This window comes from Methylobacterium sp. AC315 (assembly GCF_979253755.1).
The window spans coordinates 46,787-56,469 of the sequence record NZ_CEEDEA010000024.1; the positions used below are offsets into that span (position 1 = coordinate 46,787).

11 protein-coding genes are annotated in these 9,683 nt (G+C 67.0%); 9 read left to right on the forward strand and 2 right to left on the reverse strand.

Features of this window, described 5'->3' with window-relative positions; all coding sequences use genetic code 11:
• Nucleotides 1–54: 54 nt before the first annotated feature.
• Nucleotides 55–339, forward strand: coding sequence for a hypothetical protein (locus tag AC0IY0_RS25000; protein ID WP_471765987.1), 285 nt, complete (start codon nt 55–57; stop codon nt 337–339).
• A 95-nt stretch (nt 340–434) separates the two neighbouring features.
• On the opposite strand, the gene AC0IY0_RS25005 is transcribed toward AC0IY0_RS25000, so the two are convergent.
• Together AC0IY0_RS25005 and AC0IY0_RS25010 are read right to left on the reverse strand one after the other, a co-directional pair.
• Complete coding sequence (locus AC0IY0_RS25005) at nt 435–752, reverse strand: hypothetical protein (protein WP_471765989.1); 318 nt, start codon at nt 750–752, stop codon at nt 435–437.
• A 442-nt stretch (nt 753–1,194) separates the two neighbouring features.
• Complete coding sequence (locus AC0IY0_RS25010; protein ID WP_471765991.1) at nt 1,195–1,929, reverse strand: GntR family transcriptional regulator; 735 nt, start codon at nt 1,927–1,929, stop codon at nt 1,195–1,197.
• Nucleotides 1,930–2,105: 176 nt separating this feature from the next.
• Here AC0IY0_RS25010 and AC0IY0_RS25015 point away from each other — a divergent pair, with 176 nt between their 5' ends.
• The 8 genes from AC0IY0_RS25015 to AC0IY0_RS25050 are packed head-to-tail and all read left to right on the forward strand — an operon-like array spanning nt 2,106 to nt 9,258.
• Complete coding sequence (locus AC0IY0_RS25015; protein ID WP_471765993.1) at nt 2,106–2,855, forward strand: maleate cis-trans isomerase family protein; 750 nt, start codon at nt 2,106–2,108, stop codon at nt 2,853–2,855.
• Entirely contained in the window at nt 2,852–3,940 is a 1,089-nt protein-coding gene (locus tag AC0IY0_RS25020; protein ID WP_471765995.1) for an ABC transporter ATP-binding protein, read from the forward strand. Before AC0IY0_RS25015 ends, AC0IY0_RS25020 begins: the two co-directional genes overlap by 4 nt.
• 26 nt (nt 3,941–3,966) lie before the next feature.
• Nucleotides 3,967–5,010 carry an ABC transporter substrate-binding protein gene (locus AC0IY0_RS25025; protein ID WP_471765997.1) on the forward strand — a complete coding sequence of 348 codons (1,044 nt, stop codon included), beginning with the start codon at nt 3,967–3,969 and terminating at the stop codon, nt 5,008–5,010.
• Between the two features lie 20 nt (nt 5,011–5,030).
• Nucleotides 5,031–5,912 carry an ABC transporter permease gene (locus AC0IY0_RS25030; RefSeq protein WP_447672976.1) on the forward strand — a complete coding sequence of 294 codons (882 nt, stop codon included), beginning with the start codon at nt 5,031–5,033 and terminating at the stop codon, nt 5,910–5,912.
• Nucleotides 5,913–5,921: 9 nt separating this feature from the next.
• Nucleotides 5,922–6,740, forward strand: coding sequence for an ABC transporter permease (locus AC0IY0_RS25035; protein WP_471765998.1), 819 nt, complete (start codon nt 5,922–5,924; stop codon nt 6,738–6,740).
• A 12-nt stretch (nt 6,741–6,752) separates the two neighbouring features.
• Nucleotides 6,753–7,505 carry an aspartate/glutamate racemase family protein gene (locus AC0IY0_RS25040; RefSeq protein ID WP_471765999.1) on the forward strand — a complete coding sequence of 251 codons (753 nt, stop codon included), beginning with the start codon at nt 6,753–6,755 and terminating at the stop codon, nt 7,503–7,505.
• Nucleotides 7,502–8,929: an amidase gene (locus AC0IY0_RS25045; RefSeq protein WP_471766000.1), complete on the forward strand. Its 1,428-nt coding sequence runs from the start codon at nt 7,502–7,504 to the stop codon at nt 8,927–8,929. The genes AC0IY0_RS25040 and AC0IY0_RS25045 overlap by 4 nt, the downstream gene beginning before the upstream one ends.
• Entirely contained in the window at nt 8,926–9,258 is a 333-nt protein-coding gene (locus AC0IY0_RS25050) for a hydroxyisourate hydrolase (RefSeq protein WP_471766002.1), read from the forward strand. Before AC0IY0_RS25045 ends, AC0IY0_RS25050 begins: the two co-directional genes overlap by 4 nt.
• Nucleotides 9,259–9,683 lie beyond the last annotated feature (425 nt).

Consider the following 9,683-nt stretch of genomic DNA (forward strand, 5'->3'; position numbering starts at 1 on the left):
ACCCTTCGGTCCGGACCCGCGAAGTTTCCTCGATGGAACCGGAGGCGACACCTCATGATGCGCGCAATTCTGCCGGCTGCCGCTCTCCTCGACGGTACGGGCTTGGCCACGGCGTCCCTGTCGGGGCTTGTCGGCGCTTGGGGTCACGACTTCGTCGTCACGCCGTTTGAGCCGATGCAGCTCATGGTCGCGATCGCGACTGACAAGGCTACTGGCAAGAAGTTCAACATCATCAAGATGCCGGACGGCCACGTGATGGCGGTCGTGCCATTCGACCAGATGGCGAAGATGCCGGAGATCGCCCCTAACAGCTTGATGCCGATCAAGATGGGACGATGAGGGATCGAATGCCTGCTCAATGTCCGATTAGACGCGTATAGCAGGCCAGCCGATTCGTCTTAATTGAGTTAGGCGCTGATGCTGCCGGAACAGGATTAAGTGATGCCGCACACGTCTGCCAAATCAAGGAAATAATGACCGTGCACGGTGCAGTGCATGATATCCACGATCACAACAAGTAATAGAGTGTTGACGTTCGTGCCGATCAGAACCTGATCGTACCGGTCGGCTGCGTCGCGATAGACGTCGGTGACGTCGAGAAGCTCCGTGACACGTCCCAGCGGCAGTTCGATCGTCTCGACGTACGACCAGACATCGACGACTGCGTCAGCGGCTGCCGTCACGTTCCGCATCGGAGCGGTGAAGCAGGCTGAGAACTCGGTTCGGGACAAAAGGCAGTGCGCCGTCATCATAGCCCGCTCGTAAGGTTTGTCGTCGCTCTTACCACGAGCCGCACGGGAACCGCGTTTTCACCCAGTCTCGGTCGGCATGAGATCGTCTGCTTTTCCAGAACCCGACCTCAGGAGCGGACCAGCCGCTTTCGGCCAGACTACGCCATGCCGGGTCTCCAACCCGCGCAAAACCGGTCATTCGGTTTCGTGCCCATAGCAGCCATAGAGCTAGCTGTTACACTATCGCGCAAGCAGACACTGCCATCCGTAGCTCGCCGGACGCTACCATTTCAGATGCTTGTCGAAGAAGTGCGCGAACACCGAGCGGGTTTCTGGCGCGATGTCATCCCGGATGTACTAAGCGTGGGACTGGCCTGCCACAACTTGAAGGAAGGTACCCACATCAGCCTCGTACAGCTTGCGCTGCACCCAGACGGTGCTCGACAGCAGAATGCGTTGCCGTTCACGTCCCAACGGGTGAGGCCTTCGCACGCTGCGCCCCCATGGTTTCGGCGATGACGACACCGGTGCGCAGCACGTGCCGATAGGCGATGGCTCCTGCTTCCGTGGCATCGCGCGCCTCGAGAGCTCTGAACAGGTCGCGGTGTTCCCGTGCGGATTCCTCCCACCGGCTGCCAGTCGAGAGTGCCCGCAGGCGCGCCCATTGGGCCCGGGCCTGGAGAGGCGCGTGGGTCTGGGCCAGTGGCCGATTGTGGGCGGCCGACACGATCGTTCGGTGAATATCCTGGTTGAGGGCAAAATAAGCGTCCAGCACCTTGTCCCGGTGCATGCAATCGAGCCGCGTCTGCTTCTCGCGCAATTCGTCCAGCAGGGCGTCGGAGATCCGCGGCGCAGCGAGCTCCGCGGTCAACCGCTCTATCCCTGCCAACGCCTCGAACAGCTCAAGGACCTCCTCCGGCTCCCAGTCCGGAACGCGTGCGCTCCGGTTCTGATGCAGCTCGACTAGACCCTCTGCCGCCAAGAGCTTGAGGGCTTCCCGCAACGGCGTGCGAGAAACCCCGAGCGCGACCGAGAGGTCCTTCTCCACGAGAGTTGCTCCCGCCGGCAGAACGCCGCTGACGATCATGTCCTTGAGCCTGCTGGCCGCCTGCTCGTGCAGGCCGGTTCGCAGTAGCGGCGCGGCGGGCACAATCAGGGCCTTGCGGGGGCGTCCCCTGGGACGTGCGACCACTTCCATCGGTCTCCCAACTCCACGGCCCAAGTCTAGCGCATCCAATCGTCGAGCCCGTGACCCGTTTTTAGCGCCATAACGGTGCCATACCAGGCATTTGCGCAAATTGCATGCAACATGCAGAAAATACCTTGTTGCTCCGTCGCACCTGGAAGATGCTGATGGCATCGGAGACGGATGCGATGGCGAGACCAAACGGGACGACGCGTCTGGGCATGCTCACGCCCTCATCGAACAGCGTGCTGGAACCCGCCACCGCACATCTGCTCGCCGGCTGCGCGCAGGTGAGCGCGCATTTCTCACGCTTCCGGGTGACGCAGATCGGTCTGACGCAAGCGGCCCTAGGCCAATTCGATCTCGAGCCGATCCTGGCTGCAGCCGAGCTCCTCGCCGATGCCCAGGTGGCGGCGATCCTGTGGAACGGAACGTCCGGCTCCTGGCTGGGCTTCGACTCGGACGAGCGCCTGCGCGACGCAATCGAGGACCGGACCGGTTGCCCCGCCTCCACCGCGTCCCTCGCCTTCCGCGACCTGTTCCGCGCCCGGGGCTATGGCCGGGTCGGTCTCGTGACGCCCTATACGGGCGACGTCCAGCGGCAGATCCAAGCGAACTGGGGGGCAGCCGGCTTCGACTGCGCCGCCGAACGTCACAGTGGCCTATCGGAGAACTTCGCCTTCGCCGAGGTCGGTCCGGAGGCCATCGCCGATATGGTGCGCGCGGTGGCTGCCGAGGGCGTCGACGCGGTGGCGATCGTCTGCACCAACCTCGCCGGTGCTGCCCTCGTCCCTGCGCTGGAAGCCGAACTCGGCGTGCCGGTCCTCGACTCGGTCGCCGTCACCCTCTGGAAGGGTCTGGCCCTCACGGGTTGCACGACCGCGGACTTCGCCGCGCGAGGAAGCATCTTCGCGGCGAACGTGGAGACCCGACCATGAGCGCTGCGACCGGAACCGGGACCTCCCTGATCCTCGACGGGATCACGCAGCGCTACGGCACAGCGCTCGCCGTAGACACCGTGACCCTCGACATCAAGGGCGGCGAACTGGTCGCGCTGCTCGGGCCCTCCGGTTGCGGCAAAACCACCCTGTTGCGGGCGGTGGCCGGTTTCCTGAAGCCGACGGAAGGGCGCGTTATCATCGGGGGCCAGGCGGTCGATCACTTGCCGCCGAACCGCCGAACCGTCGGCATCGTGTTCCAGAACTACGCCCTGTTTCCCCACATGAGCGTGGCCGAGAACGTGGCATACGGGCTCGCTGCGCGGGGAGTCGGGCGGGCCGAGCAGAAGGCGCGGGTGGCCGAGATGCTCACGCTGGTGCGCCTCGAACATCTGGCGGATCGCTTTCCACGGGCGATGTCGGGCGGTCAGCAGCAGCGCGTGGCCCTCGCCCGGGCGCTCGCGGTGCGACCGTCGATCCTGCTCCTCGACGAGCCTTTTGCGGCGCTCGACAAGAACCTGCGCCTCGACATGCAGATCGAGATCAAGCGCATTCAGCGCAGCGCGGGCACCACCACGCTGATCGTCACGCACGACCAAGAGGAGGCCCTGTCGATGGCCGACCGGGTCGCTGTCCTGAATGCCGGACGCCTGGAGCAGTTCGCGCCGCCGACCGATGTCTACGACCGCCCCGAGACGCTGTTCGTCAACTCCTTCGTGGGCACGGCCAACATCTTGCACGGGCTGATCGTGACGGAGCCGGGGCTCGGCCGTGCGGTGGCGATCGAGGGCGGCGGCCTGCTCCCCGCCGTCACCGCGCTGCCGGACGGGACGTCGGTAGCTGCCTGCCTGCGGCCGGAGCACGTCGCCTTCGAAATGGGTGGGGAGGGGCTCGACGGTGTCGTCGAGATCGGCCTGCCGCTCGGCGCCACCCTGGTCCACGAGATCCGCCTAGAAGGCGGCGCCCGCCTGAAGACCGCCGAGGCCCGCGCGGCGGGTGTCGGCCCACGGCCACCCGGCACGCGCGTGCGTCTGCGCCCGATCGCACCGGAGCGTGTCGGCGTCTTCCCCGCCCAACGCCCTTGAAGCTGAGTCGCCAGGAGATTCCGATCATGCCCCTGCACCGCCGCAGCCTCCTCGCCGGCGCCCTGACGCTCGGCGCCGCGCAGGCCTTCCCCGGCCTGTCCCGCGCCCAGGCCCGCAAGCTCGTCTTCGCAACCTTCACGGGCAGTTGGGAAGAGGCCCACCGGGGGGTGCTGGTTCCGGCCTTCCGCAAGAGCACGGGCGGCGACATCATTCTCGATCCAATGCTTTCGGTCGATCAGATCGCCAAGGTCCAGGCTGCCCGCGCAAACCCGCCCATCGACGTGATGCTGCACGATCCGGGCCCCGCTCTCACGGCGATCACGCAGGACCTCGTCGAGCCCTATCCGGTGGCCCAGTCCGCCCACTATGCCGACCTGATCGCGGACGCGCAGGAGCCGATGGGCCCGGCGCCGTTCTTCCAGATCGTCGGCCTGACCTACAATCCCGAGAAGGTGAAGACGCCGCCAACGTCCTGGGCCGACCTCTGGAAGCCCGAATTTAAGGGCCGGGTCGGCATCACCAACCTGAACTCGACATTGGGCACCGGCTTCCTCGTGGAGATCGCCCGCATGCACGGCGGCTCGGAGACCAATATTGAGCCCGGCTTTAAGGCGCTGGAAGCGCTCAAGCCTAATCTCGCCGCCGTCGCGGCTAATCCGGGCGCCCTGGCAGCCCTCTACCAACAGGAGCAGGTCGATATTGGGCCCGGCAATTTCAACGCGATCCAGATCCTAAAGGCCCGCGGCGTGCCGGTGGAGTTCGCCGCACCGAAGGAGGGCATTATCGCCTTCAAGACGACGATCCACATCGTCAAGAACACTCCCGTGAAGGAACTCGCCTTCAAGCTGATCGAGGCCGCCCTCTCGCCCGAGGTGCAGGCCAAGCTGGTGCAGAGCCCCTATCTGATCGTCCCGACCAACCGGAAGGTGGCGATGGAGGGCGAGGTCGCGAAGGTCCTGGCCAAAGACGCCGAAGAGTTGAAGCGCAAGTCGGTGTTCCAGGATTGGGCTGCGATCAATCGCAGCCGGGCGGCCTGGATCGAGCGCTTCAATCGGGAGATACGGGTGTGACCGCGAGCTTCGCGCCGGTGGTGCCCGACCCTGTCGCGGCGCCCCGCCGCCCGGGCCATGCCTGGACGGCGGCCTACGACATCCGCCTCGCGCTGCCGCTCGGGGCGTTCTTCCTCGTCTTTTTTCTGGCGCCGTTAGCGCTCCTGGTGCTGGTAAGCTTTTACGCCGATCCGGTCATGACCCGGTTCGGCCTCGACCAGTACGCCCGGTTCCTGCTCGACCCGTTCTCCTTAAGGGTGCTCGGTGCGACCCTGTGGCTCGGCGTCGAGGTCACGGCGCTCACCCTCTTACTCGGGCTGCCGCTGGCGCTGCTCCTCACCTGGGCGTCCGCCCGGCTGCGCGGCCTGCTGACCCTGATCGTGCTGCTGCCGCTGCTCACCAGTGTGGTGGTGCGGACCTTCGCGTGGATCGTGATCCTCGGACGTCAGGGCATCGTCAACGCGAGCCTCCTGGCGCTCGGCCTGACCGACACGCCGCTAAAGCTGCTCTACACCGAGGGCGGCCTCGTACTGGCGCTCGCACAAGTGCAGATGCCACTGATGGTCCTGCCCCTGGTGACCGCCCTGTCGCGGATCGACCCGAACCTCGCCGATGCCTCGGCGGCTCTTGGGGCGGGGGCGTGGCGCACCTTCGTTCGGGTGACGCTGCCGCTGTGCTTGCCCGGCATCGTGGCGGGCTGCCTTCTCACCTTCGCGGCGGCGATCACTGCCTTCATCACCCAGTCGCTAATAGGCGGCGGGCAGATGCTGTTTATGCCCATGTACCTGTACCAGCAGGCCTCGTCGCTCAACAATTGGCCGTTCGCGGCGGCGATCGCGATCGTCTTCCTCGTTGCGGTTCTGGCCTGCGTGACTGTCTTCAACCTCGTGGGCCGCCTGTTGCGCGGCTGCGCGCAAGCCTAAGGGGCGCCGATGAGGACGAGCATGCGGCGCGATTTCGACTGGTTCAGCTTCCACGGCACCGTTCTGCTGCTCGCCGGCGTCTGCCTCGTCTTGCTCGCGGCGCCGACTGTGATCGTCTTGGTGGTCTCGTTCACCAGCGGCTTCTCCCTGCGCTTCCCACCGCCCGGCTACTCCCTGCGCTGGTACGCAGCGCTGGCGGAGGCTGAACAGCTTCGGGCCGCTGCCTGGAACAGCCTCGTGGTGGCGGGTTGGACGACCCTTCTGTCGGTAGTGATGGGGACCGCCGCCGCGCTGGCCATCGCCCGGTCGCCGCAGCTTTCCGCCCGGCTCCTCGACAGCCTGTTCCTGTCGCCGCTCGTCCTGCCGGCCCTGGCCTTCGGGCTCGCCGCCCTGATGTTGTTCAGCCTCGCCGGCATCCCGGTCTCGCCGCTGACCCTCGTCCTAGGCCACACCGTGGTGTGCGTGCCTTTCGTGGTTCGCACCACCGTGGCGGCCCTGTCGCAGATGGACCCGGTGCTTCTGGAAAGCTCGACCTCGCTCGGTGCCTCGCGCCTGTACACGTTCCGCCGGGTGACCCTGCCGCTGATCCGGCCCGGGATCCTGGCTGGGGGCTTCATCGCCTTCATGTCGAGCTTTGACAATGTCCCGGTCTCGCTGTTCCTGCGCGATGCCGCCACCGACATGCTGCCGATCCGTATGTGGCAGGATCTGGAGGGCCGCCTCGACGTGACGGTGGCGGCGGCCTCCAGCCTGCTCATCCTGGTCACCGTGGTGCTGGCGGTTGTGATGGAACGGGTCGCCGGTCTGTCCCGCCGGCTGGCCGGCTGAGTGCGACGACTCATGCGGATCCTGCTCCTCAACCCCAACACCTCGGCGGCGATGACCGTGCGCATGGCCCGGGCCGCCGAGGCGGCCCTCGCACCCGATGTGCAGATCACTGCGCTCACCGCGGCGACGGGCTTGCCCTACATCGCGAACCGCGCCGAGGCCCAGCTCGCCGGCGCGGCCGTGCTGGCGACGCTGGCCGCGCATTACGCCGACCACGACGCCGCGATAATCGCGGCCTACGGCGATCCCGGGCTGATCGCGGCGCGCGAGTTGTTCGACTTGCCGGTGGTCGGTATGGCCGAGGCGGCGATGCTGACCGCCTGCCAGCTCGGGGCGCGGTTCGCGATCGTGACGTTCTCGCCCGCGCTGCTGCCCTGGTACGAAGATGCCGTGGCGTTGGCGGGGCTGACGGCGCGCTGCGTCGGGCTCTACGCGGTGCGCCGGCCGTTCGAGGACGTGACCGCGGTTCAGGACGAGTTGCGACCGGAGATCCTCGCCATGGCCGAGCGCGCGGTCGCGGACGGCGCCGATACGGTGATCTTTGCAGGGGCGCCGCTTGCCGGTTTGGCAACCGCCCTGCGCGACGCGGCGCCGGTTCCGCTGATTGATCCGCTGGCGGCAGCCCTGGGCCAGGCGCAGGCGCTGGTGCGGCTCGGAATACGCCCGCCTACGGCCGGCCGCTTCGCCCGTCCGCAAGCGAAACCCGCCACCGGTCTGACCGGGCCGCTCGCCCGGTGGTTCGCGCATCGCGAGGGTGAGATATGACCCGGATCGATCGGGCTGGTGATGGTCCGCTCTGGACCCTCTCGGCGGGTGCACTGTGCCGCCAGTACGCGGACGGCACGGCAAGCCCCGTCGCGGCCGCACGGTCCTGCCTCGAGCGTGCCGAGGCCGTGAATGCGACCCTCAACGCCCTCGTCGCCATCGATCCCGATGGGGCGGAGCGCGCCGCTTCAGCGAGCGAGGCACGCTGGCGAGCGGGCACACCGTTGAGCCCCCTCGACGGCGTTCCGGTGACCATCAAGGACAGCCTGAACGTCGACGGTTTCGCGACGAACTGGGGCAGCCGGCTCTACGCGGGGCACAGGGCCGACCAGGACGAAACGCCGGTGCGCCGCCTGCGCGCGGCCGGGGCGGTGATCTTAGCCAAGACCAATGTCCCGGAGCTGACCGTCCAAGGCTATACCGGCAACCCGGTCTTCGGCGTCACACGCAACCCGTGGGATCCGGCCCTGACGCCGGGAGGCTCCAGCGGCGGCGCCGTCGCGGCGGTGGCTGCCGGGATCGGGCCGCTGGCGCTTGGGACGGACGCGGGCGGCTCGATCCGCCGGCCCGCCTCCCATACCGGCCTCGTCGGCCTGAAGCCTACCACCGGCCGGGTGCCGCGCCGGCGCGGCCTCCCGCCGATCATGCTCGACCTCGAAGTGGTCGGAGCGATGGCCCGCACGGTCGACGACCTCGCGGTGGCGATGCGGATTCTCGGGGCGGCCGATCCGGACTCCGTCCCACCGAACGGCTTCGGCCCATTCGGGACCGCTGCGGTGCTGGAGCGCCCCCTGCGGATCCTTTACGTCCCGGCTTTCGGGACTGCCCCGGTCGATCCCGAGATCGCCGACAGCGTCGCCCAGGCGGCCGGGCGCCTGGGCGGCCTAGGGCACCGGGTCGAGACCGGCCGTTTCGACGCGGCGACAGCCATCACGGAGGCATGGCCAATCCTCGGTCAAGCTGGCATCGCCTGGCTGATGCACGCGCATCCGCACCGGCTCGACGCGCTGGGTCCCGATATCCGCGCCCTGGCGGAAGCCGGCGCGAACCTGTCGGCGAGCGACCTGTTCGACGTACAGCGGATCGCGCTGGCCCTGCGCCAGGACCTCGCTGCGCTGTTCGTGAGCCACGATCTTCTAATGACCCCCACGGCCGCCGCGCTGCCCTGGCCGGCGCAGGAGACCCACCCGGACCGCATTGCCGGAGTGCCGGTGGGTCCCCGCGGCTCGGCGACCTTCACGGGCTTCGTCAACGCCGCGGGCTGCCCCGGAATCTCCATCCCATGCCGCCCCTCCAGCGCGCGTCTGCCGATCGGGTTCCAGCTCGTGGCACCGTGGGGTGGTGACGAGACCCTAATCTCGGTGGCGGCGACCTACGAAGCGGCCCATCCCTGGCCGATGCTCTGGGAGAGCACCGATCGATGACGGGCCTGTCCATCCACGCCGTCGATGCCGCAAACGGCCGGCCGGCAGAAGGCTTGCGCGTGCGGGTTCTGACCGCGGGGGACCGATGTACGGTTCTAGCGGAAGGCTACCTTGGGGCCGACGGGACGCTCGCGCATCCGATTGTGCACACACAGCTCGCCGCCGGTCTCTACGAAGTCGCATTCGAGATCGGAGATTTCATCGGGCCGGCGGGCGACGGCTTCCTGGATGTGGCGTCGATCCGCTTCCGGATCACCGATCCCACCAGTCACTGTCATTTGCCGCTGAAGTTCACCGCGTTCGGCATTGCCTTGTTCCGCGGCTTCTGACGCAGAGCCGCTAATGGTTCGAGTGGAAGCGCGGCTCTACCTCGGTTTTCAGGCAGCATAAGCTGCACGCGTGAGACGGGTCTCTGATACCGGAACGGTTTGCCCAGCGACTCACTACATCTGCGCGAGATCAAACACTTTCAGAAATTTGTGGTCCGGCTTGGGTCGATAGTAGCTCGTCCGCCTTTCCGGCTATCTTTTCCGAAGCGGACGCGCCGCTTTCGGTCAGACCCTCCCGGTGCAGACAGTTCGAATGTACGTTTGTGATGGGTGGAAAGCAGCCTGTCCACTTCCGGTGGGAAAGCGAGACAAGCTGCCGTTGCTCAGAGCTGTTTCAAAGGAGCACGCTAGAGCGTTTTCGGGCTGCGCTGAATCGCATGGGTGGGGTTCACGCGGCGCTGTTGGACTGATTCACTGATCGTTCC